The sequence below is a fragment of the Corticicoccus populi genome (assembly GCF_042686195.1).
Classification (GTDB): Bacteria; Bacillota; Bacilli; order Staphylococcales; family Salinicoccaceae; genus Corticicoccus; species Corticicoccus populi.
The window spans coordinates 144,027-169,547 of sequence record NZ_JBHUOQ010000004.1; the positions used below are offsets into that span (position 1 = coordinate 144,027).

At 40.2% G+C, this 25,521-nt stretch carries 25 protein-coding genes and 1 riboswitch; of the genes, 10 read left to right on the plus strand and 15 right to left on the minus strand.

Annotation, left to right across the window (positions count from 1 at the left end):
- Positions 1–16: 16 nt before the first annotated feature.
- From ACFSX4_RS10455 to ACFSX4_RS10470, 4 genes are all read right to left on the minus strand, one after another.
- Positions 17–829 carry an N-acetylglucosaminidase gene (locus tag ACFSX4_RS10455; RefSeq protein WP_377774335.1) on the minus strand — a complete coding sequence of 271 codons (813 nt, stop codon included), beginning with the start codon at positions 827–829 and terminating at the stop codon, positions 17–19.
- A gap of 52 nt (positions 830–881) precedes the next feature.
- Positions 882–1,409: an NADPH-dependent FMN reductase gene (locus ACFSX4_RS10460; protein WP_377774337.1), complete on the minus strand. Its 528-nt coding sequence runs from the start codon at positions 1,407–1,409 to the stop codon at positions 882–884.
- 150 nt (positions 1,410–1,559) lie between these two features.
- Positions 1,560–1,742, minus strand: coding sequence for a hypothetical protein (locus ACFSX4_RS10465; protein WP_377774339.1), 183 nt, complete (start codon positions 1,740–1,742; stop codon positions 1,560–1,562).
- A 165-nt stretch (positions 1,743–1,907) separates the two neighbouring features.
- Positions 1,908–3,218 carry a Na+/H+ antiporter family protein gene (locus ACFSX4_RS10470; protein WP_377774341.1) on the minus strand — a complete coding sequence of 437 codons (1,311 nt, stop codon included), beginning with the start codon at positions 3,216–3,218 and terminating at the stop codon, positions 1,908–1,910.
- Positions 3,219–3,425: 207 nt separating this feature from the next.
- Positions 3,426–3,520: riboswitch (SAM riboswitch) on the plus strand.
- A 69-nt stretch (positions 3,521–3,589) separates the two neighbouring features.
- Here ACFSX4_RS10470 and ACFSX4_RS10475 point away from each other — a divergent pair.
- Together ACFSX4_RS10475 and ACFSX4_RS10480 are read left to right on the plus strand one after the other, a co-directional pair.
- The gene (locus ACFSX4_RS10475; RefSeq protein ID WP_377774343.1) at positions 3,590–4,867 is read left to right on the plus strand and encodes an O-acetylhomoserine aminocarboxypropyltransferase/cysteine synthase family protein; all 1,278 of its coding nucleotides are present in this window, start codon (positions 3,590–3,592) and stop codon (positions 4,865–4,867) included.
- The gene (locus tag ACFSX4_RS10480; RefSeq protein ID WP_377774345.1) at positions 4,867–5,787 is read left to right on the plus strand and encodes a homoserine O-succinyltransferase; all 921 of its coding nucleotides are present in this window, start codon (positions 4,867–4,869) and stop codon (positions 5,785–5,787) included. The genes ACFSX4_RS10475 and ACFSX4_RS10480 overlap by 1 nt, the downstream gene beginning before the upstream one ends.
- Before the next feature lie 40 nt (positions 5,788–5,827).
- On the opposite strand, the gene ACFSX4_RS10485 is transcribed toward ACFSX4_RS10480, so the two are convergent.
- Both ACFSX4_RS10485 and aroF read right to left on the minus strand, forming a co-directional pair.
- Positions 5,828–6,118 carry a chorismate mutase gene (locus tag ACFSX4_RS10485; RefSeq protein WP_377774347.1) on the minus strand — a complete coding sequence of 97 codons (291 nt, stop codon included), beginning with the start codon at positions 6,116–6,118 and terminating at the stop codon, positions 5,828–5,830.
- A 19-nt stretch (positions 6,119–6,137) separates the two neighbouring features.
- Complete coding sequence (aroF, locus tag ACFSX4_RS10490) at positions 6,138–7,175, minus strand: 3-deoxy-7-phosphoheptulonate synthase (RefSeq protein ID WP_377774349.1); 1,038 nt, start codon at positions 7,173–7,175, stop codon at positions 6,138–6,140.
- A gap of 417 nt (positions 7,176–7,592) precedes the next feature.
- On the opposite strand from aroF, the gene ACFSX4_RS10495 reads away from it, so the two are divergent.
- Entirely contained in the window at positions 7,593–8,450 is an 858-nt protein-coding gene (locus ACFSX4_RS10495) for a prephenate dehydrogenase (RefSeq protein ID WP_377774351.1), read from the plus strand.
- Between the two features lie 31 nt (positions 8,451–8,481).
- On the opposite strand, the gene guaC is transcribed toward ACFSX4_RS10495, so the two are convergent.
- Complete coding sequence (gene guaC / locus ACFSX4_RS10500; RefSeq protein ID WP_377774353.1) at positions 8,482–9,465, minus strand: GMP reductase; 984 nt, start codon at positions 9,463–9,465, stop codon at positions 8,482–8,484.
- 212 nt (positions 9,466–9,677) lie between these two features.
- Between guaC and argF the strand changes: the two genes are divergently transcribed.
- The gene (gene argF, locus ACFSX4_RS10505; RefSeq protein ID WP_377774355.1) at positions 9,678–10,676 is read left to right on the plus strand and encodes an ornithine carbamoyltransferase; all 999 of its coding nucleotides are present in this window, start codon (positions 9,678–9,680) and stop codon (positions 10,674–10,676) included.
- A 40-nt stretch (positions 10,677–10,716) separates the two neighbouring features.
- Here argF and ACFSX4_RS10510 read toward each other — a convergent pair whose 3' ends face one another.
- The 4 genes from ACFSX4_RS10510 to ACFSX4_RS10525 are packed head-to-tail and all read right to left on the minus strand — an operon-like array spanning position 10,717 to position 12,979.
- Entirely contained in the window at positions 10,717–11,358 is a 642-nt protein-coding gene (locus ACFSX4_RS10510; RefSeq protein ID WP_377774357.1) for a hypothetical protein, read from the minus strand.
- 21 nt (positions 11,359–11,379) lie between these two features.
- The gene (locus ACFSX4_RS10515) at positions 11,380–12,081 is read right to left on the minus strand and encodes an SDR family NAD(P)-dependent oxidoreductase (RefSeq protein ID WP_377774359.1); all 702 of its coding nucleotides are present in this window, start codon (positions 12,079–12,081) and stop codon (positions 11,380–11,382) included.
- On the minus strand, positions 12,062–12,199 hold the full coding sequence (locus tag ACFSX4_RS10520; protein WP_377774361.1) for a hypothetical protein: 138 nt from the start codon (positions 12,197–12,199) through the stop codon (positions 12,062–12,064). Before ACFSX4_RS10520 ends, ACFSX4_RS10515 begins: the two co-directional genes overlap by 20 nt.
- 39 nt (positions 12,200–12,238) lie before the next feature.
- Positions 12,239–12,979: a hypothetical protein gene (locus ACFSX4_RS10525; RefSeq protein WP_377774363.1), complete on the minus strand. Its 741-nt coding sequence runs from the start codon at positions 12,977–12,979 to the stop codon at positions 12,239–12,241.
- Between the two features lie 332 nt (positions 12,980–13,311).
- Between ACFSX4_RS10525 and ACFSX4_RS10530 the strand changes: the two genes are divergently transcribed.
- Entirely contained in the window at positions 13,312–14,400 is a 1,089-nt protein-coding gene (locus ACFSX4_RS10530; protein WP_377774365.1) for an aminotransferase class V-fold PLP-dependent enzyme, read from the plus strand.
- Positions 14,401–14,498: 98 nt separating this feature from the next.
- Here the strand turns inward: ACFSX4_RS10530 and mqo are convergent, their stop codons facing one another.
- The 3 genes from mqo to ACFSX4_RS10545 all read right to left on the minus strand — a co-directional run bounded on the left by mqo (position 14,499) and on the right by ACFSX4_RS10545 (position 17,259).
- A complete protein-coding gene (gene mqo / locus ACFSX4_RS10535) occupies positions 14,499–16,001 on the minus strand; it encodes a malate dehydrogenase (quinone) (RefSeq protein ID WP_377774367.1) in 1,503 nt (500 codons plus the stop codon).
- A 242-nt stretch (positions 16,002–16,243) separates the two neighbouring features.
- Entirely contained in the window at positions 16,244–16,576 is a 333-nt protein-coding gene (locus ACFSX4_RS10540; RefSeq protein ID WP_377774369.1) for a hypothetical protein, read from the minus strand.
- On the minus strand, positions 16,573–17,259 hold the full coding sequence (locus ACFSX4_RS10545) for an HAD family hydrolase (RefSeq protein ID WP_377774371.1): 687 nt from the start codon (positions 17,257–17,259) through the stop codon (positions 16,573–16,575). Before ACFSX4_RS10545 ends, ACFSX4_RS10540 begins: the two co-directional genes overlap by 4 nt.
- A 109-nt stretch (positions 17,260–17,368) precedes the next feature.
- Between ACFSX4_RS10545 and ACFSX4_RS10550 the strand changes: the two genes are divergently transcribed.
- Positions 17,369–17,809: a YtoQ family protein gene (locus ACFSX4_RS10550; RefSeq protein WP_377774373.1), complete on the plus strand. Its 441-nt coding sequence runs from the start codon at positions 17,369–17,371 to the stop codon at positions 17,807–17,809.
- Between the two features lie 9 nt (positions 17,810–17,818).
- On the opposite strand, the gene ACFSX4_RS10555 is transcribed toward ACFSX4_RS10550, so the two are convergent.
- Complete coding sequence (locus ACFSX4_RS10555; RefSeq protein ID WP_377774375.1) at positions 17,819–18,733, minus strand: LysR family transcriptional regulator; 915 nt, start codon at positions 18,731–18,733, stop codon at positions 17,819–17,821.
- A 121-nt stretch (positions 18,734–18,854) separates the two neighbouring features.
- On the opposite strand from ACFSX4_RS10555, the gene ACFSX4_RS10560 reads away from it, so the two are divergent.
- Genes ACFSX4_RS10560 through metE form a run of 4 tightly spaced genes read left to right on the plus strand, consistent with a single transcriptional unit; the run spans position 18,855 to position 25,372 of the window.
- Entirely contained in the window at positions 18,855–19,946 is a 1,092-nt protein-coding gene (locus ACFSX4_RS10560) for a 5-methyltetrahydropteroyltriglutamate--homocysteine S-methyltransferase (protein WP_377774377.1), read from the plus strand.
- A gap of 17 nt (positions 19,947–19,963) precedes the next feature.
- Positions 19,964–21,319: an MFS transporter gene (locus tag ACFSX4_RS10565; protein WP_377774379.1), complete on the plus strand. Its 1,356-nt coding sequence runs from the start codon at positions 19,964–19,966 to the stop codon at positions 21,317–21,319.
- Between the two features lie 4 nt (positions 21,320–21,323).
- Complete coding sequence (locus ACFSX4_RS10570; protein ID WP_377774381.1) at positions 21,324–23,162, plus strand: bifunctional homocysteine S-methyltransferase/methylenetetrahydrofolate reductase; 1,839 nt, start codon at positions 21,324–21,326, stop codon at positions 23,160–23,162.
- Positions 23,159–25,372, plus strand: a complete 2,214-nt coding sequence (gene metE / locus ACFSX4_RS10575) for a 5-methyltetrahydropteroyltriglutamate--homocysteine S-methyltransferase (RefSeq protein WP_377774383.1) — start codon at positions 23,159–23,161, stop codon at positions 25,370–25,372. Before ACFSX4_RS10570 ends, metE begins: the two co-directional genes overlap by 4 nt.
- Positions 25,373–25,521: the final 149 nt, after the last annotated feature.

Genomic DNA, 25,521 nt, shown 5'->3' on the forward strand with positions numbered 1-25,521 from the left:
TCACCGGCACCGGGATTTATTCACCAGAGTCTGCACCCTGGTAATATACCCTTTCAATCTCGGGTGTTTCAAGATTGGCATCATGATAGTATCTCTCCATTATTCCGGCGATACTTTCAGACCATGCGATATCTGTTGCATACTGATGAACACCGGGATTATTGGGATTCCAGCGAATCTCATACAGCGTTCTTTGACTGTTATTCACATAAGACTCACTGATAAATTCCGCACCACCGGAAATTGCAGATTCAGGTGAATCCCAATTCTGTTCTACAGCGTGGCTGCTGCCCGCTTCAACAGCCTGTGAGTCAAACGCACCGATACCGAAGAAATTATAATACGTTTCGCCGGACCCATCAGGGGAAATACCTTCTGCGAGCTCTGACGAACCATTCCCCGTCTCCACCTGTGCATGGCTGATTAAATAAATCAAATTGATGTCATACCTCTCCTGTGCGTCGAGGAACGCCGCACCCTGCCCTTCAAGAATACCTCTTCCTTGAAGCAGCTGATTAACTTCATCTTCTGTCAGATTTACTTTTTCATTCAAATGCAGAAACTCAAAAATATGACGTTCATCAATACTCATCGCCTGACGAATGTCGGATTCTGATGCACGGTTTAAATATCCGTCCTGAAACCTCAAATCTGTTGTCCCATTGGTTAACTGACGCTCAAGCGCCTCCTGAAACGTATAATCATATCTATTTTCAACATTTCCCACATCTTCCACCGCCACTTCAGAAAATATAAATGTGATTACAAATACAATCATAATCAGACATACTGCAATCAACAGCCAGTTATCTTTTACTCTGTTATCCATAAATTTATTAGCCCTTTACTTTTTCTCAAAAAAAATAAGCATCAAATGATGCTTACTTCACTTTATACACTAATTCAGTTAAAGAGTCTATCATAACACTGATTCTCTGCTTAACTCCCTGATTATATAAATAAGGGTGTCCCGACTCATCTTTTTCAAAATCTGCATCTGCTGCACTGATTTGAGTCGGTATCGTCAGTCCGTGAAGCCCCCTCATAACAAGTCTTAACTGTGTTAAAGGATCTGTATTTCTCATTCCGCCGCTCACACAGAAGAGACCGACAGGCTTCATCTCAAATTCGTCCGTGGATAAATGATCCAAAACATTTTTCAGGGCTCCTGAAAAGGAAGTATGGTAATTCGGGGTCCCAATAATGAAAGCATCCGCTTCTTCCGCCAGACGTTTTAGTTTCTCAACATCTTCTGTCTTTCCACTGCCTAGAATAGGGATATCCCATTCAGACAATTTTACAATATCAACCTTGTGCTCCGGCTGTTCAATCTGGGATTTAATCTCTTCTGCAATCACTTCAGTTTTTGATACCGGAAAGGGACTACCCTCAATAATCAAAAGATTCATTTAAAAATACTCCTTTTACTTATTTACAATGTTCCATAATATTATCACTTATACGATATTTATGCATAGGGCTAAAGTCGGAATTTAACTTAATCCCTCACTGTCTTTAAAAATATGTAAATAAAAAAAGACTGAGTTTCCAGTCTAATCTTAGTTCAGTAACTTATCATTCAATTCTTTTAACTGGTAAATAATTTGTGGTTCTAATTCATCAATACTCACTTCTTGCTCAATAATTTTTTGAGCCATCTGCTCGTCTATATCAACTGCACGGCTGATTTGGTATGCAGTTAAACGTTCAGTGAGAAGCGTAAGGTTCAATTCTGTATCCATATAGCTTCACCTTCTTTAAGTTGATTGAGCATCTTTAAGTATATCACAGTAGTGTAAAATAGCAAGCTCATACAAAAGAGAATTTCTAATAATTACCATTACACGAATAGCCAAATTAGTATTCACAATAAAAATGCCGTGGCGATTCATCTTTCCTCTTGTAATCTATAAAATCATCGCAGCAATAAACCCTGTAATAACCACCGGAATATTTAAAAAGATAAATGTCGGTACGCATGTATCCCAAATATGATCGTGCTGGTTATCTACATTCAGTCCTGCAGTCGGCCCGAGTGTCGAGTCAGACGCCGGGGAGCCAGCATCTCCGAGTGCACCTGCCGTTCCAATCAAAGCAATCACTGCAGGAAGTGACAGTCCAAGTTCAATACCAAGCGGGATAAAAATTGCTCCGATAATCGGTATTGTAGCGAATGAAGACCCGATTCCGAGAGTGACCAGCAGACCAACTACCAACATTGACATCGCTATTAGTGCTTTATTGTCCCCTAAAAAACCGGCTACGTTCGTTACCAGCGGTTCAACATGGCCGGATTCTGTAATAACGCCTGCAAAACCATTCGCCGCAAGCATTACCATACCAATATATGCCATGAGCTGAATACCTTTGATCAATTCATCATCAAGTTTTGACCACTTAAACTGAAATGAAAAGAAAAAGACTAATATCCCTGCGATTGCACCAAAAATCATTGATTCAGTAAGAAGCTGAACAGTAAATGTTGCAATGATGGCAATAACAGCTATCATCGCTATTTTAATATTCACCTCTTTTGGCTTTGCAAGAGTAATTCGTTTCGTCCTGTACTGTCTCGGTTTACTGTAAAAAATAACTGCAAGAATCAATCCAACTATAAATCCGAGGGATGGGATCCACATATTAGCTGTCACATCGGCCAGTGCAATAGACACTCCCGCATTTTCAAAACTCGTGACTATCGTATTTTGAAATATCTGCCCATACCCGTACGGCAGAATGACATATGTAAATGTCAGACCGAAAGTCAGAATAACTGCAATGAGACGGCGGTCCATCTGCAGTTCGTTAAACAAACTTAACAGCGGCGGTATTAAAATAGGAATAAATGCAATATGTACCGGAATTAAATTCTGACTCAGCATCGAAATAATAAGCAGTGCCGCAATGACACTTATTTTAGCTGTAATTCTTGCACTCTTGGTGCTGTCTTTTTTGAATACTTTCAATATTTTATCGACGACAAAGTCTGTAATGCCACTGTAGGCAATCAGTGCCGCAAAACCTCCCAGCAAGGCATAGCTTAATGCAATTTCCGCACCGCCGACAATGTTTGACGTAAACACAGTAATTGTATCGAGAAAACCCATACCGGCAATCAAACCACCTGTCAGTGCACCTGCAAATAATGCCAGTACGACATTTAAACGGCATAAGCTTAATACAATCATCACAATTACAGCCACTAACACTGCATTCATAATCAACACCTCTTCATCTTATATACTGATAGCAATCGTAATCAGTAGATGCGTCATTGTCAATACTTCTTTAAACATTAATCTGTACATTAGACTGTAACGCCTTAAATACCTCCCGCGTTATTATTGAAAGAATAAAAAACTAAATTTTTAAATTTATTTGACAAAAACAAACGGACTGTGTAACATAATCTACAATTCAATATACACTTATCCAGAGTGGCTGAGGGACTGGCCCCGTGACGCCCGGCAACCTTTTAAGTAAGGTGCTAATTCCAGCAGGTTATCCTGATAGATGAGCGAACAATAGCCTGCCTGTTTCCACAGGGAGGCTGTTTTATTATATAAATAAAAAATAAGGAGGAATGTTCATGACTGAGAACTACAGATTTGAAACGAAGCAGCTTCATGCCGGACAGGAGGTTGACCCGGCAACGAACTCACGTGCACTACCGATTTACCAGACGACTTCCTATAATTTTGACAGCACTGAGCATGCAGCCAACCTGTTTGCTCTGAAGGAAGCGGGCAACATCTACACACGTATCACCAATCCAACGACTGCAGCCCTCGAAACACGCGTTGCAGAACTTGAAGGCGGTACAGCAGGTCTCGGTGTCGCATCCGGCATGGCTGCAATTACTTATGCAATACAGGCAGTCGCAAACAGCGGAGACCATATCATCGCGACTACGAGCCTTTACGGGGGGACACATACTTTGTTCACTCATACTTTAAGTAAATTCGGGATTGATGTTTCACTTGTCAGCACTAAAAACCCGGACGATGTAAAGAATGCAGTCCAGAGCAATACAAAAGCGATATTTGTTGAGACTATCGGCAACCCGGAAGGTAATGTCGAGGATCTTGAGACTCTGGCAGAGATTGCAGGTACAAACGAAGTTCCGCTGATTGTAGACAATACATTCGCAACACCTTATTTATGCCGTCCGATTGAGCACGGTGCCAATGTTGTTGTTCATTCTGCTACGAAGTTTCTCGGCGGACATGGAACATCCATCGGCGGTGTGATTGTAGACGGGGGTAACTTTAATTGGAAAAACGGAAAGTTCCCGGGCTTCAGCGAGCCGGATCATTCCTACCACGGTCTTGTTTTCGCAGACACTTTCCATCCTGCAGAATTCGCCTTTAAAATCAGAACGACATTACTGCGTGACACTGGAGCCGCACTGTCTCCATTCAATGCCTTTCTCCTTACACAGGGAATTGAAACATTGTCATTACGCATGGAGCGCCATGTTGAAAATGCGGTGAAGGCAGCTGAATTCCTCAAAGGCCACGAAAAAGTCGAATGGGTGGATTATGCCGGTCTCACTTCAAGCCCTTATCATGAACTCAAAGAAAAATATCTGCCTGAAGGTGCCGGATCCATTTTCACTTTCGGCGTCAAAGGCGGCTATGACGCGGGCATCCGCTTCATTGAGTCCATGGAACTGTTCTCGCTCCTTGCGAATGTCGGTGATGCGAAATCACTTGTAGTCCATCCCGCTTCTACAACACATTCGCAGATGACCGAAGAAGAACAGGCAGCAGGCGGTATTAAACCTGAAATGATTCGTGTTTCTATCGGTCTCGAACATATTGACGATATTATTGAAGATCTCAGTAAAGGATTGGATGCGATCTAATGCCTATTAAAATAATTGAAGGACTGCCGGTTAAAAAGAACCTGCAGAAAGAAAATGTTTATACAATTGAAGCATCACGTGCCATTACACAGGATATCCGGCCGATTAGAATATTAATCTTGAACTTAATGCCGAAAAAAGAGGAAACAGAACTTCATTTACTGCGGCTGCTGGGTAATACACCGCTTCAGATTGATGTGGAGTTTATGTATACAAAAACACACAGAAGCAGAAACACACCCACCAGTCATCTTCAAAAATACTATAATACTATTGATGAAATTTCCGATCAGTATTTTGACGGGATGATTGTCACCGGTGCGCCTGTGGAACACCTGGAATTCAATGATGTGGATTATATTAAAGAACTTGAAGAAATTTTTGCATGGTCTGAGAACCACGTCTTCAGACGATTCTTTATATGCTGGGGGGCACAGGCTGCCCTGCACTATTATCACGGGATGAAAAAAGAGCCGCTTGAGCAGAAGCTTTTCGGCATCTTCAACTACCGTAATGAAGCACCTGAACATCCATTTTTAAGAGGATTTGATGATGTCTACCACGTTCCTCAGTCCAGGAACAGCAAAATGGATATGAGTGACATCAAATTCAATGAAGATTTAACAGTACTTACTTCACATCCAGAACACGGTCCTGATATTTTGACAACGGGGGACGACAGAGACTTATTCATATTCGGTCATTTGGAATATGAACGGGACACGCTTAAAAGTGAATATGTCCGTGATGTGAAACGCGGTCTTGATATTCAGGTGCCTTATAATTATTTCCCGGGTAATGACCCTGGTTACGCACCGACATTTTCCTGGAAAAGCCACGGTCACCTGCTGTTTAACAACTGGCTGAATGAAGCTTATCAGAATACCTACTATGACTTAACAGATCTCGAGAACAGATAAATAAAGCCCTCTGCATATGCAGAGGGCTTTATTTTATATATTAATCTTTGGAAAGTCTTTCTTCATTGATTAGTTCCTGCTGCCTATGACGGGAGAGTCCCATGAGATGATTGAAGAACTGTTCACCGTACTCTTTAAGTTTACTATCCGAAATACGTGCAACATTTTTTTCAATCACTTCTTTTTCACGCATTTCATCAAACACCGGAATATTATTTGCTATTTTATAGTTTGCCACTTCTACTGATATGTTCATTCTTTCTTCAAATAATTTCACAAGCTCTTCATCGATACGGTCGATTTCCTTCCGGAGTGATTTATGAGTATTCAAATGGGATTCCCCCTTTCTTCTAGTGTTGGATAATAGGTGCCTGCTCTATTGTTTTATTTTCCATTTCAACAAGCAGGTTGATATGCTGCATCAAATCTTTAAATTCTGCCGGCGTTAAGCACTGCTGGCCGTCACTCCATGCATTTTCAGGGTCCTGATGCACTTCGATCTGCAGACCGTTTGCACCTGCTGTAACTGCTGATTTAGCCATAGACGGAATTAAGTATCTGACACCTGCCGCATGACTTGGATCCACAACAATTGGAAGATGTGACTCTTTTTGAATCACCGGAACAGCCTGAATATCCAATGTATTTCTTGTAGCTGTTTCAAATGTACGGATACCGCGCTCACAGAAGATTACATTGTTGTTTCCGCCTGCCATAATGTATTCAGCTGACATTAACCACTCCTGAATCGTTGAAGACATACCACGCTTTAATAGTACCGGCTTGTTTGTCTGTCCAAGTACCTTTAATAAGTCGAAGTTCTGCATATTACGTGCACCAACCTGAATCACATCAACCATTTCAACGAAATCATCAATATGTTCTGTTCCCATTAATTCAGAAACAACCGGAAGGCCAGTCTCCTGTTTTGCAACATTTAAAATTCTAAGTCCTTCTTTACCAAGACCCTGGAAGCTGTATGGTGACGTACGCGGCTTGTAAGCACCGCCACGCAGTGTATTTGCTCCTGCTTCTTTCAGTTGTTTCGCAAGTGCAACTGTATCATCTTCATTTTCAACAGAGCACGGCCCCGCACATACCATGAAGTTCGATCCGCCAACCTTTACTCCGCCAACATCAATCACACTGTCATCTTCATGGAATCTTCTGTTTGCTTTCTTATACGGCGCCTGAATTCTGTACACCCCATCTACTATTCTGTATTTTTTAAAGTCATTATCAGCCACTTTTGAAGTATCTCCAATTAAACCAATAATCGTCCGGCGTTCACCGTCTGAACGGTGTACCTTAAATCCTGCTGCTTCAATATTCTCTACCAGTGTCTGTACCTCAGATTCTTTTGCATCGTGTGTTACGTGAATAATCATACTCAAAGACCTCCCAATAATATTATAAAAAATAAACTGCCACTTATGTTATAAATAAGTGGCAGCAGATAAAATTCTATATAGAGAACCGATCCTCCAGCCACTTATCTATTAAATGGCTAGACATTACAAAATGCTTTAGCCATCATTGATACAAACTTTCGTTTAACGTTTGTACGCAATGATGTGTACAAACGGCATCAAAAATAGCTAAAGTAAAATCGATTATTAATTTGTTGTTTTGTAAGTCCCAACATAAGAATCGCTCCAATTTGTAATGTATGTTGTTTGCAATTATATGCTGTGAAAATTCTTTTGTCAATATATAAAATGAAATAATTTTCAGATTTTTTTGATTCTTGCTGTTTCATTCATTTATCTATATACTCTCACATATAAATTATTCGGAGGGATCACATGAAAATTGTCATTGTGGGGCTTGGAAATATCGGAGGTTCTTTCGCCTTAGCGATTAAAGAATCGGGCCTTAACCACGAAGTATACGCTATAGATAAAGATATAGAGACTCTGCGTACGGCAGAAGAACAGAATTTGATCATCCAGGGGTTTGAATCACCTTCTGAAATCATTCCAAAAGCAGACTTCATTATTTTCTCAGTGTATCCATTAATTCTTGAAGATGTTGTCCGTTCATATATTCCATATTTAAGCGACGGCACTATTATTACAGATGTAACGGGGGTAAAGCGCAATATCATCGGCAGTATTGAACCGTTACTTCCGGAAAATGTAGACTTTATTTTCAGTCATCCAATGGCCGGCCGCGAGAATAGCGGACTTGCTTTCGCCAGTGCCAAAGTCTTTCAGGGCGCAAACTATCTGATTACACCGACACCTAGAAATAAAACTGAAAATGTTCAGTTTCTATCCCAATTTGTTAAAGATATCGGCTTTAGAAACATTTCGGAAATAACGCCGGAATTTCATGATGAGATTATCGGATTCACCAGTCAGCTCACCCATACTATAGCGATTTCTCTAATCAACAGTGACTTAGTAGAGCGTAATACAAAGCAGTATACAGGGGACAGCTACCGCGACCTGACCCGCATCGCCAATATAAATGAAAAACTCTGGCCGGAGTTATTTATTATGAATAAAGATTATTTAGTTGAACACATTGATAACTTTAAGCACCAGCTCGATAAGCTGTCTACTGCGATTAAAGACGAAGATGTCAAAACGATGGAAGAAATGATGGTCGAGTCAAAAGTAAGGTACCATGACCTTCACAGTCTTGATATGAAAGAATAAAAATGCATCAGGCCTCTGCCTGATGCATTTTTTAATATACTCTATCACCATTAAAGATAGAACTTTTCACTTTCACGTAGTCCACCGTACGGATGACGTCAAGCTTATCACCGCCTGCATAGGAAATGGAGGACTGAAGATCCTGCTGCATCTCTGTCAGCGTATCCTGTAATGGTCCTTTATAATCAACAAACATCTTTTTACCTTCGACGTTTTTCTTTTCACCTTTTTGGAATTCAGATGCAGAGCCGAAGTACTCTTTAAATTTCTTACCGTCTCTTTCGACCGTTTCTCCCGGTGATTCCTCATGTCCTGCAAATAAAGAACCAATCATCACCATCGAAGCACCAAAACGAACAGATTTTGCAATGTCACCATGCGTACGAATACCGCCGTCAGCAATAATCGGCTTAGTCGCAGCCTTTCCGCACAAACGCAGTGCCGCAAGCTGCCAGCCGCCTGTTCCAAAACCAGTTTTAATCTTTGTAATACAAACTTTACCCGGGCCGATACCAACCTTCGTTGCATCAGCTCCGGCATTTTCAAGCTCACGTACAGCTTCCGGCGTTCCCACGTTTCCGGCAATAACAAATGTTTCCGGTATATTTTTCTTAATATATTGAATCATATTGATGACAGCATTCGAGTGTCCGTGTGCAATATCTATTGTGACATAATCCGGAACCAGGCTCTCTTTTTTCAAGTCATCTATAAATTTAAATTCCTCTTCTTTTACACCGACACTGATTGAAGTAATCAGATCTTTTTTATTCATATCTTTAATAAAATCAATGCGTTCTTCCGGCTTAAAACGATGCATAATATAGAAATATCCATTTTCCGCTAAATATAAAGCAATATTTTCGTCAACAATTGTCTGCATGTTTGCCGGCACTACAGGCAGCTTGAATGTATGCTTCCCGAATTTTATTGATGTGTCACACTCTGAACGACTATTTACTATACATTTGTTTGGAATTAACTGAATATCTTCATAATCAAATACGTTTTCCATATTATAAACCCCGTTTTTCCGAATATTATTTTGAAACAAACGAACTTTGTTCGCCATTAGGTATTCTAGAGTATTCAACCGGCAAAGTCAATCAAACCATCTAAAATGGTTTTTTATACATTATTTTAAATTTTTATTTGATTATAGGGGATATTTATGTATAATGAATTTATTACACTTTTAGGAGTTGGTTACATGGGACGGTCGAATATTTGACAGTAGACAGTAGTATTACAGGTAAAAGTTTTTTGAAGGAGATTGATTTCAGTCAATCCGAACTTGAGTTTTTGATATCTTATGCTGAAAAACTTAAACATCATGTGAGTGATGAAGAACAGCTGGATATTTTGAAAGGGAAACACTTTGCACTGCTGTTTGAAAAGCAGTCTACAAGAACAAGATCTGCATTCACAGTGGCGGCATCAAAACTTGGTGCACATACTGAATATCTCTCCAAAAATGACATCCAGCTCGGGTCTAAAGAGTCGGTAGAAGATACTGCCAAAGTGCTGGGTTCAATGTTTGACGGTATTGCTTTCAGAGGCTACGCGCAAAAAACTGTGGAAGAACTCGGTGAGTATGCCTCTGTTCCGGTCTGGAACGCGTTAACAAATCAGTGGCACCCCACACAAATGCTTGCTGATTTCTTAACAATAAAAGAAACGCTCGGAACCTATAAAGGTAAAAACATTACATTCATCGGTGATGGTGATAATAACATGGCAAACTCTCTGCTTGTGACTTCCGTTATTCTCGGTGCAAACATCAACATTGTCGCACCGGATTCACTTCAGCCGTCAGAAAAAGTAATGGAGATTGTTTCAGGCCTTCAGCAGAATTCGAACAGTAAAGTGAACATCACTTCATCCATTGAAGACGGTATCGCAGGAAGCGATGTGATATACACTGATGTCTGGTGTTCAATGGGTGAGGAAGCTGATTTTGATCGAAAGTACCAGTTGTTGAAAGATTATCAGGTGAATGAAAACCTCATATCTTCTATTAATAATCCTGATATTCTATTTCTTCACTGCCTGCCGGCAATTCACGACACCAATACAGATGTCGGAAAAATGGCGTATGAAAAATACGGAACTGTCGGACTTGAAGTCACTGATGACGTATTCCACGCCTCTTATTCGAAAGTTTTCGAACAGGCTGAAAACCGTATGCATTCGATTAAAGCACTGCTTGCAGCAACGTTCACATAAAATGAGGCTGTCCGGTCATCCGGACAGCCTCATTTCCATTCTACGGTTCATTCGCCTTCATTGTATCGCCGACTTCATTTTTCAACCCTCTGAATGTAATCACTATTACATAAGCCAGGCTGATTAAAAGCCACCATTCAATAATTGATAAACCAATCAATATCTCACCATTATATATAAACATTCTCAATATGAGCTGTGTAATTGTAGTCACAACAAACACAGTCAGTATCTTTCTGAAATGATTACTCAAAAAGTACATTGCAGAAAGACTTAACAGTGATACAGCCATCAGCACCAGATAAGGCCACTGCGAAAGTGACTGGTACTCGAAATAATTATACAGCATGATAAAACTGACAGCTAAAAACATATATGACTCAACAAAGTACAGACGGTCAGTCTTATATATTAAATATGCGTAAGACACGACAATCCCGGCGAGAAGTCCTTCAGAGCCGCCGTCTGCATAAATCCAGCTGCTTATTTGGCTGATATCGAAAATTAAAAAGGACAATTTATACACCAGAAAGAGAATAATAATTGATTTCAGCCAAAGTTTATATAGTTCCTGCTTATCTTCAGAATCCCAAATCAGCAGATATGAGATTAAAAATGACGTTACTACAGCAATGTAAACCGGATGTATGATGATACTCCCTATTTGAAACACTTCAAACATATTTTCAAATCCCAACTAAATTTATCGTTTAATTATTGATGAAATTATTTTATCATATATTTTCTGCGGCACTAAATGAATCAGATGATTTTGAAGCATTGATTTTGCGTCTGTTCTATAAACAGGTTTTACTTTATCACTCAGCAGTGCATACAGCATAATATCTTTTACGACAGTCATGCCCGGTGCCCGTTCAAAAGCATCAAGCATATAACTTTTAAGTTCACCCATCATTGGATAATATGGGCTATTCTCATCATCAATATAACTGTTGTTAAGGGCATTTTCTTTGAAATCAGTTTTGACGATACCGGGCTCTATCATTACAACATCGATACCAAAGTCCTTTACTTCCTGTCTTAATGCTGTACCAATTGCACGTACTGCATGTTTTGTCGCGGAATAATATCCCATCCCTTTGGTCGACACATGTGCCGCAGTAGAACTGGTAATTACAATCCTGCCTGCCCTGTTCTTTCTCATCACAGGAAGAACCGACTTTATCGTCTCCACAAGACCAAAAACATTTACGTCAAATTGTGCTTTTACAGCAGATCCCGGGACATCCTCAACCGTACCGTACACACCAAACCCTGCATTAACGAGTACCGCATCTATAGTGCCGTAATCCTTCACAATTTGGGCAGCAGTATCTTCCACATCTGCTTCATAACGTACATCCAGCGGGTAAACCACCGCACCATCAGCCTCTAAAATATTCAACCTGTCCGTCCTTCTCGCACTGACACACACAATTATGGTTCGTGTATCTCAATAAATCCTGTGCCGCCGAAAAACCGAATCCGCTTGATGCACCTGTAATCCAAATCACTTTACTCATAACAGAGACCCTCTATTCAATATAAATAAAATACGTGGATCAGCCTTTTAGAAAATCAAAGAAGCCGCCGAAAATTCCTTTTTTCTCAGGTTTCTTTTCATTCTCCTCTTGTTCCTGTTCTTCTGATTTATATTCACCCATATCAATGTTATTCCCTGTTTCTTCAGAGCTTTCTTCCCCGTCAGCAGTCTCCTCCTGATTCGAATCCTCCTGCTCCTGATTAGATGATTCCTCAGCAGACTGTTCACTTTCTTCTGTTTCAGCTGCATTGTCAGTAGTATCTTCATCATCCGGTGCGTCGTCTTTTGAATCTTCTTCTTTGTCTTCTTCGGAATACTCTAAATAATTCTGTCTAGGCTGATTATCATACTCTTCCAGCCGGTGGACCAAATTATTAATATTTGATTTTAAATCCCTGTTTTCTTCCTGGATATCTTCCAGTTTCTCCATTACTTTAATGAACATCTCTGTTACATCGTTATTATTAACGTTTTTTTGTACTGAATTTTCATTTTTAGAGAGAATACTGTCAAGATTCCCTACGACTTCATCAGCTGCGGTCTCAAGAGTATATGCTGGCTGTTTAGCCTGTACAATCAATTCCTTCAGCACTACCACATCATTACTGGAAAAGAGACGTCTGTTATGCTCATCTTTTGCAACATTGTAATCTCTGTCTTCAAGCAATCTTACATACTTTCTTACATTCTGGTCTGATAAATCCACCATTTCAGTAACCTGCGCGGTTGTATAAAAAACTGCTTTGTTTGATTCGCTCATTATATTATCCTCCATATAACCTCATTCTGTTTTCAATATATATTTTACCATCAATGCAGCCTGTTATCCAACAACTTTATAACGTTGCAGTAACTATAGTGCGATATGCGTTATAACACATATTAAACAATTAGTGTAAAAGTGTTTTCAGCATTACAACCAGCACTTCTATTATATCGTTACTTTTTCATATAAAAATATAATTTTACATCGTGATTCATTTTTAAATTAAAGAATACAAAAGTATTTTCGTAATAGTCTGTTTATGAAGCACCTTATAGTTTATAATAGTCGTAATTATCTAATTAAGATTAATCACTGGAGGCTAATACATGGAGACAAAACTTTCACAACTTTCTTTGACTAAAGATCATACCGGAGCAACGACTAATCCAATCTATCTGGCAACTGCCTATGAGCATCCAAAACTTGGACAGTCTACCGGTTATGACTATACAAGAACTAAAAATCCCACACGTACACAATTTGAAGAAGCGTTCGCAGAATTAGAAGACGGGACGCATTCATTCGCAACATCAAGCGGTATGGCGGCAATTCAGCTCATCTGCAACCTGTTCAAACCCGGGGATGAAATCCTCGTCAGCTTTGACTTATACGGCGGCACATTCAGAATGTTTGATTTTTATACCTCTACTTATAATATTAAATTTAAGTATGTCGATTTCTCAAATTTAGATGAAATTGAAGAAGAGATAAACCCAAACACTAAAGCATTCTTCATAGAGCCGATTTCAAATCCGTCAATGGATATTACACCACTCGAGCCGCTTTATAAAATCGCTCAAAAGAATAATATCATGACCATTATTGATAACACTTTTTTAACACCTTACCTCTCCCGGCCGCTTCAGGAGGGTGCTGACATTGTAATTCATTCGGCCACAAAATATATAGGCGGTCATAACGATGTCCTCGCAGGAGTGGTCACGGTTAAGGATGAAACACTTGGAGAAAAACTATTTGAATTTCATAATATGACAGGCGCTACACTATCTCCGATTGACAGTTATCTCCTGATTAGAGGTTTAAAAACACTTCACTTAAGAATGGAGCGTTCAAGTGAAAATGCCCGGGCAGTCGCTGCACACTTTGATAATCATGAGGCAATAGAAGAAGTCATGTACTCAGGGAAGACAGGAATGCTCAGCCTCAGACTTGATGAGAAGTACAGTGTTGCAAAACTCCTTGAAAATATTGAAGTATGTACGTTTGCCGAGAGTCTCGGAGGTACAGAAACATTTATTACTTTCCCTTTCACACAGACACATGCAGATATGCCGGTGGATGAGTTGAGAAAACGCCGGATCGATGAGCAGTTGATTCGTTTGTCCATAGGTATTGAAAATGTCCAGGATGTAATTGATGACATTGAGAATGCATTAAAAAACAGGAGAACATAAGAAGCAGGCGGAAGATCCGCCTGCTTCTTAATTTATATTATTTAGTTTTAAACCTGCAGGAACACAGGCATTATTGGAGCGTTATTCAGCCACTTTAGTTATGACAATATTACTTTTGATTCTTTTAAATCCAGAACTTCATCTGTATCTTCCTGGACTTTTTTGTAGAGTTCCGGCTCTTCTGAAAGCATTAATCCAAGAGATGGGATCATGTCTTTCAGTTTCGGCAGCCATTCTTTATATTCTTCGGGGAAGCAGCGTTTAAGTATATCAATCATTACCTCAACTGATACAGACGCACCCGGTGACGCACCAAGCAGTGCTGCGATACTTCCATCTTCACTTGTAATTACCTCAGTACCGAACTGCAGCGTTCCTTTACCGTTACTTTCTGTGTCTTTTATCACCTGCACCCTTTGTCCTGCAACAACAGTTTCCCAGTCATTACTGACTGCATTCGGGACAAACTCCCTTAATTCATTCATACGGGCTTCTTCTGATAATAACACCTGCTGAACTAAGTATTTGGTCAATCCCATTTCTTTCGCCCCTGCTGCAAGCATTGTAGTAACGTTATACGGTTTTACTGATCCGATCAGGTCAAAATATGATCCTGTTTTTAAAAACTTCGGTGAAAAACCTGCAAAAGGTCCGAATAACAAAGACTTTTTCCCGTCTATATAACGTGTATCAAGATGCGGCACAGACATCGGAGGTGCACCGACTTTCGCCTTGCCGTAAACTTTCCCTTCATGCTTTTCTACAATTTCCGGATTATTACACACTAAAAATAAACCACTGACCGGAAATCCGCCGACATGCTTTGATTCTTTTATTTTTGTCTTCTGAAGCAACGGCAGTGTCGCCCCGCCCGCTCCAATAAATACAAAGCGGCTGATGTGATATTCAACGTGACCCGTTGTTGAATTTTTTACTTTAACCTGCCATTTTTCAGATCCCAGCTTTTTTATATCCAGCACTTCATGATTATAGTTCAATGATGCCCCGGAACGTTCAAGCAGATTGAATAGTTTACGTGTTAAACTTCCAAAATTAATATCTGTACCATATTTTATTTTTGTTGCTGCGATTGGAAGATTTTCTCCACGCCCCTCCATCATCAAAGGCATCCATTCCCGAAGTTTTTCATGATTACTTGAAAACTCCATACCTTCAAATAACGGGTTATTTACCAGTGCTTCCATACGTCTTTTCAGGAAGTTTACGTTCTTCTCTCCTTCAACAAAACTCAAGTGTGGAACCGCTTTAATAAAATCGCCGGGTTTATCGAGTTTTCCATCACGGACTAATGACGCCCAGAACTGTTTTGACAGCTGGAACTGCTCGTTAACTTTGACTGCTTTATGAATATCCAGACTTCCATCTTTACTTTCGGGTGTATAGTTTAATTCACACAATGCAGAATGACCTGTTCCTGCATTATTCATTGCATCAGAACTCTCAAGTGCCGGAGCGCCTAACTTTTCAAATACTTTAATTCCCCAGTCCGGGTTCAGCTCTTTAATCAATGTGCCTAATGTAGCACTCATTATTCCACTACCAATTAAAATTACATCTGTGTTAGTTTTTACATTGTTCATCTTAACTGCAATGCTCCCTTACTACATAATTAAAAATCATCAATATGTAAAATACGTACTTGATGATTTATATATGACAAATTATTCTATCAACACTCTTAATTATACTCCTTTTAATTTAATGATAAAAGGGGGTAATTAGTGATACCACTTTATCAATGTGACATACTGATTGAAAAGTTGTTATTCAAAAAAGGAGATACAGCAAAAATTGCTGCACCTCTCTTTTAAAGCCGGTTGAATTAAGCATTGATTTTTTTTGTAACATAATCAACGAATTCTGCTTCATCACCGTCAGTGATATTAACCATTGCGATTCTTCCCATACCTTCGGGGAATTCCAAAAACAGTGCCTCTTTTTCTACATATACTTTAATAATGTCCTGATAGCTGAACACACGCTTATATGCTTCCCCGTTCATATCAACACTCATAATCATTCTTTCATTGGTTGTGATATAAGCGCCGGGAAACTCTGTCTGTTCTCCGACTTTATATAATAAAGTTCCTTCAACGCCGGGACCTAACTTCTCCGTTGGATACAATTCTGATTGCTCAATATTTAATAAACTCATAGTGAACCTCCATTTTCTTCTGAATAAATTCTCCAATTATTTGACTGCGCTGTTTCAAGCAGTTTTGGGTCGGGTGTTACAGCAACCGGATGACCGACGAGCTCAAGCATTTTTAAGTCTGTGTAACTGTCACTGTATGCACAGGATTCATTCCAATCAATCTGTTTATCATGAAAATGCTGCTTTATGCTGTCAATCTTACCCTCGGCATGAACACGCTGGACACCTTCTTTATAGTTATATGCACCACCGCTGTAATGCACCTCGGTGCCAATAATACAGTCAAAATGTCCCTTATCAAATAACGCCTCTAGTAACGGAACATATGCACCTGAGATGAGTACTGTATAATAATTTTTTTGTCTTAACTCTTTTATTTCTTCAATGAGGGATGTTCTTAAATCCTCTGCCATTCCTGCTGCTGCCTGAGCGAAAAAGTCTTCTATTTCTGCTTTACTCCGTCCCTTAAAAGACAGCATGTACAGTTCCATCGCCTTCTTCTGCATGAGCATTTTAGAAATAATATTAAGCTTATAAGCCGTATATACCGGCAAAAATTTCGTCATAAATATTCTGTAAGATTTTTTATACTCAGGATGCGTTTTTAATTTTTCCATCAGAATATTAAATGTCTCATATGGATATATCGTGCCGTCAAAATCAAATAATGCAACTTTCATCATGATTGGTTATCCTTTCAAAAAAGATACAAAATTACTGCAAACACATTTTAACACATTTAAAGACGGGTATAATAATGATGAATCTTATTTATTTCAAGGAGGAATATTCATGGAATTTACTGTGTATTTAGCCGGTCATATCCACGGAAGCTGGCGTGATGATTTAACTGAAAAAGCAAAGGAGAAAGGACTCCCTCTCAACTTCGTCTCTCCTCAGACTGATCATGATTTATCGGATAATATCGGTGAACAAATTTTAGGAGAGCAGCCGGGTCCGTTTTTTAAGGATGATGCCGCATCCAGTGTCAACAATTTCAGAACATCCGTATTAATGAATAAGGCTGATTTTGTCATTGCTTTATTCGGGGAAGAATACAAGCAGTGGAACACTACAATGGACGTTGCAACGGCGATACATTCAGGAAAACCGGTCATTATTGTCCGTCCTGAATCAGTGATTCATCCTTTGAAAGAATTATCCAACAAAGCAAATGTCACAGTAGAAACACTTGACCAGGCACTCGAGGTCATTGAATATATTTATAAATAACGCACAGCGTTATAAGAGCTTATACAACGCCATACACTGTTCAAGTTCTTCCAGGTACAGCTTCGCCATCCGGCTGAGCTGTGCTTTTTTATTTACAATCCACCCTACATTAATATTATCTTTAATATCCAGCGGTATCGGTATAATATCGGTGCCGTTTAACTTCTCACTGAGTATCCCTGTTGAAATCGTATAACCATTCAAGCCGATCAGACAGTTAAATAGTGTCGCTCTGTCACTCACCTGGATACTCTTCGATACTTTTAAAGTACTTAAAATTTCCTCTGAAAAATAAAATGAATTATTCTCACCCTGTTCGTATGACAGGCGGGGGTATGGATCAAGCTCATCTATTCCTACTGATTTTTTTGAAGCAAGTGGATTATCCTTACTGATAAATACATGCGGTCTCGCAGTAAAGAGCGGCGTGAATTCAAGCTGACTCTCTTTCAGGAGCTGTGAGATAATTTTTTCATTAAATTGGTTCATATATAGAATACCAATCTCACTCTTCAGGTTTTTAACATCTTCGATAATTTCAAACGTTCTCGACTCTTTAAGTGAAAATTGATATTTATCCCCTCCATACTTATCAATCATCATTACCATCGCATCCACAGAGAATGAGTAATGCTGGGTCGAAACTGACAACAACTGCTCCTGGTAAGGTTTATCGAGATACCTGTTCTCCATCAATTCAACCTGCTCAACAACCTGTCTTGCATAACTCAAAAACTCTGCACCGTCAGACGATAAAGAAATCCCTTTTGAAGTTCTTGTAAATATATTGATCCCCATCTCACTCTCAAGCTCTTTGATGGCTTTAGACAGTGTCGGCTGTGAAATATACAGCCCTCTCGCCGCTTCATTAATCGATCCGCTGTTTACTACAGCAATTAAATATCTCAATTGTTGAATGGACATAAAATACCTCACTTTCTGTTATAGCTAAAAGTTATATCAATGTATTCAAAACATCAGTTAGTCTATATCTTACAGTCATGATAGGATTTATACAATACTTTTTAAAGAGAGGTTATTGGAAATGGGATTAGAGATATACAGATACGACCATGTCGGGAGCTTATTAAGACCCGCAGTATTAAAAGAAGCACGTGAAAAATATGCAGCTGATGAAATCACTCTTGAGGCTCTAAGAGAGGTTGAAGATAAAGAAATCGCGCGCATCGTTGAAAAACAGAAATCACTCGGTCTGAAAGCCGTTTCCGATGGTGAATTCAGACGTGCATGGTGGCACTTCGATTTTCTCGAAGGGCTCGGTGGCGTCACCGGTACGGAAGGCGGCGGTGGTATTCAGTTTAAGAATACGACGACAAAAGCAAGACAAATCAAGGTCTCGGATAAACTTCATTACCAGACACACCCTGAACTGAAGTTCTTTAAATACCTTCAGGAAACAGCAGGAGATACTGTTGCGAAATATGCGATTCCAAGTCCTAATATGCTTCACTTCCGCGGAGAAGTGAGTGAAGATATCTATCCGGATGAAGAAGTTTTCTTTGATGACCTTGTAGAAACATACCGTCAGGTGCTCAAAGACTTCTATGATGCTGGCTGCCGATATCTTCAGCTGGATGACACTTCATGGGGTTACTTATGTTCTGATGAGCAGAGACAGAAGCTGATTGAGCAGGGGAAAGATCCTGATGCTTTAAAAGAAAAATACCTGGAAACTCTGAACAGGGTTGTTGAAGGAAAGCCTGAAGACTTAAAAATCACGATGCACATATGCCGCGGAAACTTCCGCTCTACATGGATTACGTCCGGCGGTTATGAACCGGTCGCAAAAGAAATATTCGGCCGCTTGAATATTGACGGCTTCTTTTTGGAATATGACAGTGACCGCTCCGGAGATTTCAGACCGCTCAGACACGTCAACCGGGATAATGTATTTATCGTACTCGGTCTGATTACTTCCAAAGACGGTGTACTTGAAGATCCTGATGCAGTAAAAGCACGTATCAAAGAAGCGAGTGAATATGTTCCTCTTGAACAGCTTGCCCTGAGTCCACAGTGCGGTTTTGCATCAACTGAAGAAGGCAATGTACTCACCGAAGACGATCAGTGGAACAAAATCAAACACGTCATCAGTATCGCAGAAGATGTATGGAAATAAATGATGGAGAGATGTAAATGAACAAAGTTAATCCCGAAACGGTTATTGCTCAAAGTAAATTCAATAAATTTCACCTTGTAATATTTTTATGGTGCTTCTTCGCCATATCATCAGACGGCTTTGATATTGCACTTTACGGTATCGCACTGCCCGAGATGCTTGTCGATTATAATATCACTCCTGCACAGGCCGGAGCGATCGGCAGTTATACGATGATTGGCATGATGGTCGGAACCTTCCTCCTCGGCTCACTCGGTGATGTCATAGGCAAGAAAAAAGTTCTGACTTTCAGCCTGATTATTATCGGCCTCTTTAATTTTCTGGCTGGTTTTGCACCAAATGAAACAACATTTATCATATTTCGTTTTATTGCTGCAATATGTATGGGTGGACTGATGCCTGCTGTCATCTCATTAATGGCTGAATATTCCCCCCTTAAAAACAGAGCAATGATCGTTGCACTGATGTACACAGGTTATTCCATCGGGACAATCGGTGCTTCACTGTTCGGGATATTTGCACTTGAATACCTCAGCTGGCGCTTTTTATTCTGGATCAGCATACTAACATTACTTGTTATTCCGTTTCTGTTAAAGCAATTCCCTGAATCAACGACCTACCACGTCAGAAAAGGGAATAACGTTGAAATAGCCAACATTTTAAATAAAGTTACGGGAAGCAGCAGCTATTCCGAAAAAGATTCATTTTACCTCACTGATGTTTCACGTGAAACAAAAGGTGTGCCTGTACAGAAACTGTTCAATAACAACAGAGCGTTCAGCACTGTAATGTTCTGGATAGCTGTCATTGGTACTCTGATGATGATTGCAGGCCTCGGTAACTGGCTGCCGAACATTATGCAGGAATCCGGTTTCGGCGTGTCATCAAGCTTAATCTTCACAATGACACTTGCTGTCGGACAGATTGCAGGGACGATTGCAGGCGGCTACATGGTGGACCGTATCGGACATAGAAATGTACTTCTCACCCTGCTCTTCACCGGAACATTATGTTTTGCAGCACTCAGCTTTACTGGAAGTACAGCATTATTATTCGTTCTTATTGCAGTGGCAGGCGCTTGTACCGCAGGCACTCAAAACTTAATCAACCCGTATATTACAATGTTCTATCCGACAGATATCAGGGGAACCGGCCTGAGCGTCGCAGTCGGGGTCGGGCGGATTGGTTCAGTGCTCGGACCGCTTCTCATCGGAATGATATTCATGACAAATATTGCACCGCAGATGTCATTCCTCGGCTTTGCAATCCCATGCCTGCTCTCTGCTGTTGCACTGCTGTTCGTACAGGAAAAACATGCAACCATCGTCCAGCGCGGACGGAAAGTGAATCACAGATTATCTACTCAGGAGTGATTACATGGGACTTTTAAATGATTTGAAAGATAAAGTTCTCATTGCCGATGGCGCAATGGGAACCATCCTTTACTCTGAAGGCCAGAATACCTGTCCTGAAGAATACAATTTAACGCATCCCGAAAAAATCGAAAAAATTCACCGTTCTTATATCGAGAGCGGTGCAGATATTATTCAAACCAATACTTACGGTGCAAACTATGAAAAACTAAAAGTGTTCGGTCTCGAACATGAAGTAAAGCATATTCATACTGCAGCAGTTGAAATCGCCAGAAAGGCTGCAGGAGAAAACACTTATATTCTCGGCACTGTCGGCGGCTTCAGAACAAACAAAAAAGAAGACTACAGCCTCGAGAGTATTCTTTACCACTCGGACATTCAGATTGATGCTCTTGTTTCAAATGGTGTCGATGCGATTCTTTTTGAAACTTATTATGATTTTGATGAACTCATAGCTATTGTGAAGCATACAAAGAAACACTATGACATTCCTGTCATTGCACAACTGACAGCACCAAATACGAAATCTCTGTATAACGGTTACTTAATCAACGAGGCACTGAAGAAGCTCGTTGAGGCCGGTGCAGATGTTGTCGGTCTGAACTGCCACCACGGTCCGCACCATATGAAAGAAGCATTTAAGCATATAGAGCTGCCTGAAGGTGCATTTCTAAGCTGTTACCCTAATTCCAGTATGCTTGACTTTGAGGACAATGAATTTCATTATTCCGAAAATGCGTCCTACTTCGGAGATATCGCTGACATGCTTGTCCAGGAAGGGATACGGCTTGTCGGGGGATGCTGCGGTACAACACCGGATCATATCCGGCAGATTTATAATCATGTGCACGGCAAAAAACCTGTAACGAACAAAAAAGTGATTCCTTATGAAGAAATCCGCTCTGCGTCACAAAAAAAAGCGACTTCTTTAAAGGACCTTGTACTGGAAAGCAAAACTGTCATCGTCGAACTGGATACACCAAAACATCTGGAAACAGAAAAATTTTTTAAAGGTGTTGACGCTCTGACCAAAAGAAATGTCGATGCCGTGACCATCGCAGACAACTCTCTCGCCCAGGCAAGAATTTCGAATATCGTTGCCGCAGGAATGATTAAAGAAAAATATGATATACGTGTTCTCGCACACATCGCCTGCCGTGACCGCAACTTAATCGGACTTCAGTCGGATTTAATGGGACTGTCACTGCTTGGTGTCACAGATATCCTGGCCATTACAGGCGATCCGTCCAAAATCGGTCACTTCCCGGGTGCAACGAGCGTATATGATGTTAATTCAAAAGGGCTGACCCAGGTCATTAAACAATTTAACAACGGCATGAATATGAACGGTGAATCATTAAAAGTTAAGACGGACTTCACTGTTGCCGGGGCTTTGAACTCGAACGCAAGACGGCTGGATGCTGTTGTGAAACAGCTCCATAAGAAAAAAGAAGCGGGCATGGATTACTTTATTACACAGCCTGTGTTTGATGCTTCCAGAGTAAAAGAAATATATGATGCAACAAGAGAACTGGACATGCCGGTATTCATCGGTGTCATGCCGATTACCAGCTACAACAATGCCGCTTTCATTCACAATGAAATACCAGGCATTAAGCTTTCAGAAGAACTGCTGAACGCATTTTATGAAGTCAGAGACGACAGAGAAGCTACGAAAGCACTCACATTTAAATACTGTGAGGCACTGATTGATGAAGTTTATAAATATTTTAACGGCCTTTACATTATTACGCCGTTCTTAAAATATGATTTATCAATACATTTAGTTGATTATGCAAAATCTATAGAAGAATCATTAAATTCAAAAGGAGAGATTATATGACAATTAAAACTTCAAATCTGGGATTCCCAAGACTGGGTGAAAAAAGAGAATGGAAAAAGGCAATTGAAAATTACTGGAACGGACAAATCGAACTGAATGAGCTGCATGATACGCTGAAAAATATTAAAGCTGACAACGAGGCACTACAGGAGGGCTATTCCATCGACTCACTGCCGAGCGGAGACTTTTCTTATTACGATCATGTTCTCGATGCCTCACTGTTATTCAATATCATTCCTGAACGTTTCCAGGGACAGGACGTCGATGAAACACTCCTCTACAACATCGCAAGAGGGAATAAAGAACATGTCGCAAGCGCACTGCTTAAATGGTTCAACACCAATTATCATTACATCGTTCCCGAATGGGATAATGTATCGCCTAAGTTCAATCAGAGCGCATTTGACAGGCAGTACACTGAGCGCTCCGGCAGCACCCACCCTGTCATTGTCGGTCCTGTCACTTATGTTGCATTATCAAAAGGCGGCAGTCAGTCTTTTGAGGAAAAAGTGAGAAGTCTTCTGCCGTTATATACAGAATACTTCAATCAGTTTGGTGATGTGGATTACTTCCAGGTCGATGAGCCCATACTTGTCACAGACAGCTCTGAATCACTGAAAGATATCACTAAAGAAGTGTATGAGTACTTTAATGATGCTCTTGATGGTAAAAACATCGTCATCCAGACATATTTTGAAAGAGCGGATGTTGAATTTCTGTCCTCACTTCCTGTCTACGGTCTTGGTCTCGACTTTGTTCATGACCAGGGTGAAAATTTAAAGCAGATTAAAAATGGCGATTTGAAGAATAAAGCACTCTATGCAGGTGTTATTGACGGCCGTAATGTTTGGAGAAGTGACCTGGAAACAGTCAAATCAACTGTGCAGACACTTAAAGACCATGTGGATGATTTAACTATTCAACCGTCATCTACACTGCTTCACGTTCCTGTAACACTGAAAAATGAGTCACTGGATCAATCTGTGGAAGACGGTCTTGCATTTGCGACTGAAAAACTTGAAGAGCTTGCTGCATTAAAAGCCTACTTCAATCATAATGACAGCTCACAGCTCGACGCGCTGCAGGAACGTTTTGTTAATTTCAACAACCAGTCCTTCAAACATCTGGAATATGACTTTGATGTTCCTGTAGAAAGAGCTTCGGCGTTTGAGTCGAGAAGTGCAAAACAGCAGGAAAAGTTAAATCTGCCGCTGTTACCGACAACAACCATCGGCTCTTTCCCTCAGTCAAAAGAGGTTCGTAAATATCGTGCAGACTGGAAAAACAACCGGATCAGCGACGAAGAGTACAGAACATTTATCGAATCCGAAACAAAACGATGGATTGATATTCAGGAAGACCTGGATATCGATGTCCTGGTCCACGGTGAGTTCGAAAGAAATGATATGGTGGAATTCTTTGGTGAGAGACTCGCCGGCTTCCTGGTAACAAAATTCGGCTGGGTACAGTCTTATGGTACAAGAGCAGTCAAACCGCCTATCATTTACGGTGATGTTAAATGGACCAAGCCTATGACTTTGGAGGAAACATTATACGCACAAAGCCTGACCGAAAAACCTGTAAAAGGTATGCTTACCGGCCCTGTAACTATTTTAAACTGGTCATTTGAAAGAGTAGATATTCCTAAAGTAGAAGTAATGAATCAAATCGCACTCGCAATCAAAGATGAAGTGCAGGAGTTAGAAAAAGAAGGTATTACAATTATTCAGGTGGATGAGCCTGCATTACGTGAAGGCCTGCCGCTCCGAAGTGAGTATCACGGCCAATATTTAGATGATGCTGTCAATGCATTCAAAATTTCCACTTCATCCGTACAGGATGAAACACAGATTCATACGCATATGTGCTACTCTCAGTTCGGTAAAATCATCCATGCAATTAAAGCACTGGATGCCGATGTAATCTCTATAGAAACATCAAGAAGCCACGGCGATTTGATACAGGATTTTGAAGATATCACTTATGACCTTGGTATCGGCTTAGGGGTTTATGATATTCACAGCCCGAGAATACCGAAGCCTGAAGAGATTAAAGAAGCCATTGACCGTGCACTGACGAATATCGACACAAAACTTTTCTGGGTGAATCCTGACTGTGGATTAAAGACAAGAAAAGAGGATGAAGTAACAGCAGCACTTAAAGTACTGGTTGATACTGTCCAGGAAAAACGTCAGGCTTTAGAGCAGTAATTTCATACCGCTGTGCATATCATATCGATAATGCACAGCGGTATTTTAATTGATTAATCATGTTCAATTCATTGAATATAAAGGATTTTCCTTATAACACATATCACTACCTATCTATAACACTATGCATTACAAAAAACGACCGCCCA

Bases quoted from the DNA above. Each gene is read 5' to 3' on its own strand.
- ACFSX4_RS10455 (WP_377774335.1), bottom strand. From the start codon at position 829: ATGGATAACAGAGTAAAAGATAACTGGCTGTTGATTGCAGTATGTCTG.
- ACFSX4_RS10460 (WP_377774337.1), bottom strand. From the start codon at position 1,409: ATGAATCTTTTGATTATTGAGGGTAGTCCCTTTCCGGTATCAAAAACT.
- ACFSX4_RS10465 (WP_377774339.1), bottom strand. From the start codon at position 1,742: ATGGATACAGAATTGAACCTTACGCTTCTCACTGAACGTTTAACTGCA.
- ACFSX4_RS10470 (WP_377774341.1), bottom strand. From the start codon at position 3,218: ATGAATGCAGTGTTAGTGGCTGTAATTGTGATGATTGTATTAAGCTTA.
- ACFSX4_RS10475 (WP_377774343.1), top strand. From the start codon at position 3,590: ATGACTGAGAACTACAGATTTGAAACGAAGCAGCTTCATGCCGGACAG.
- ACFSX4_RS10480 (WP_377774345.1), top strand. From the start codon at position 4,867: ATGCCTATTAAAATAATTGAAGGACTGCCGGTTAAAAAGAACCTGCAG.
- aroF (WP_377774349.1), bottom strand. From the start codon at position 7,175: ATGATTATTCACGTAACACACGATGCAAAAGAATCTGAGGTACAGACA.
- ACFSX4_RS10495 (WP_377774351.1), top strand. From the start codon at position 7,593: ATGAAAATTGTCATTGTGGGGCTTGGAAATATCGGAGGTTCTTTCGCC.
- guaC (WP_377774353.1), bottom strand. From the start codon at position 9,465: ATGGAAAACGTATTTGATTATGAAGATATTCAGTTAATTCCAAACAAA.
- ACFSX4_RS10510 (WP_377774357.1), bottom strand. From the start codon at position 11,358: ATGTTTGAAGTGTTTCAAATAGGGAGTATCATCATACATCCGGTTTAC.
- ACFSX4_RS10520 (WP_377774361.1), bottom strand. From the start codon at position 12,199: ATGAGTAAAGTGATTTGGATTACAGGTGCATCAAGCGGATTCGGTTTT.
- ACFSX4_RS10525 (WP_377774363.1), bottom strand. From the start codon at position 12,979: ATGAGCGAATCAAACAAAGCAGTTTTTTATACAACCGCGCAGGTTACT.
- ACFSX4_RS10530 (WP_377774365.1), top strand. From the start codon at position 13,312: ATGGAGACAAAACTTTCACAACTTTCTTTGACTAAAGATCATACCGGA.
- mqo (WP_377774367.1), bottom strand. From the start codon at position 16,001: ATGAACAATGTAAAAACTAACACAGATGTAATTTTAATTGGTAGTGGA.
- ACFSX4_RS10540 (WP_377774369.1), bottom strand. From the start codon at position 16,576: ATGAGTTTATTAAATATTGAGCAATCAGAATTGTATCCAACGGAGAAG.
- ACFSX4_RS10545 (WP_377774371.1), bottom strand. From the start codon at position 17,259: ATGATGAAAGTTGCATTATTTGATTTTGACGGCACGATATATCCATAT.
- ACFSX4_RS10550 (WP_377774373.1), top strand. From the start codon at position 17,369: ATGGAATTTACTGTGTATTTAGCCGGTCATATCCACGGAAGCTGGCGT.
- ACFSX4_RS10555 (WP_377774375.1), bottom strand. From the start codon at position 18,733: ATGTCCATTCAACAATTGAGATATTTAATTGCTGTAGTAAACAGCGGA.
- ACFSX4_RS10560 (WP_377774377.1), top strand. From the start codon at position 18,855: ATGGGATTAGAGATATACAGATACGACCATGTCGGGAGCTTATTAAGA.
- ACFSX4_RS10565 (WP_377774379.1), top strand. From the start codon at position 19,964: ATGAACAAAGTTAATCCCGAAACGGTTATTGCTCAAAGTAAATTCAAT.
- ACFSX4_RS10570 (WP_377774381.1), top strand. From the start codon at position 21,324: ATGGGACTTTTAAATGATTTGAAAGATAAAGTTCTCATTGCCGATGGC.
- metE (WP_377774383.1), top strand. From the start codon at position 23,159: ATGACAATTAAAACTTCAAATCTGGGATTCCCAAGACTGGGTGAAAAA.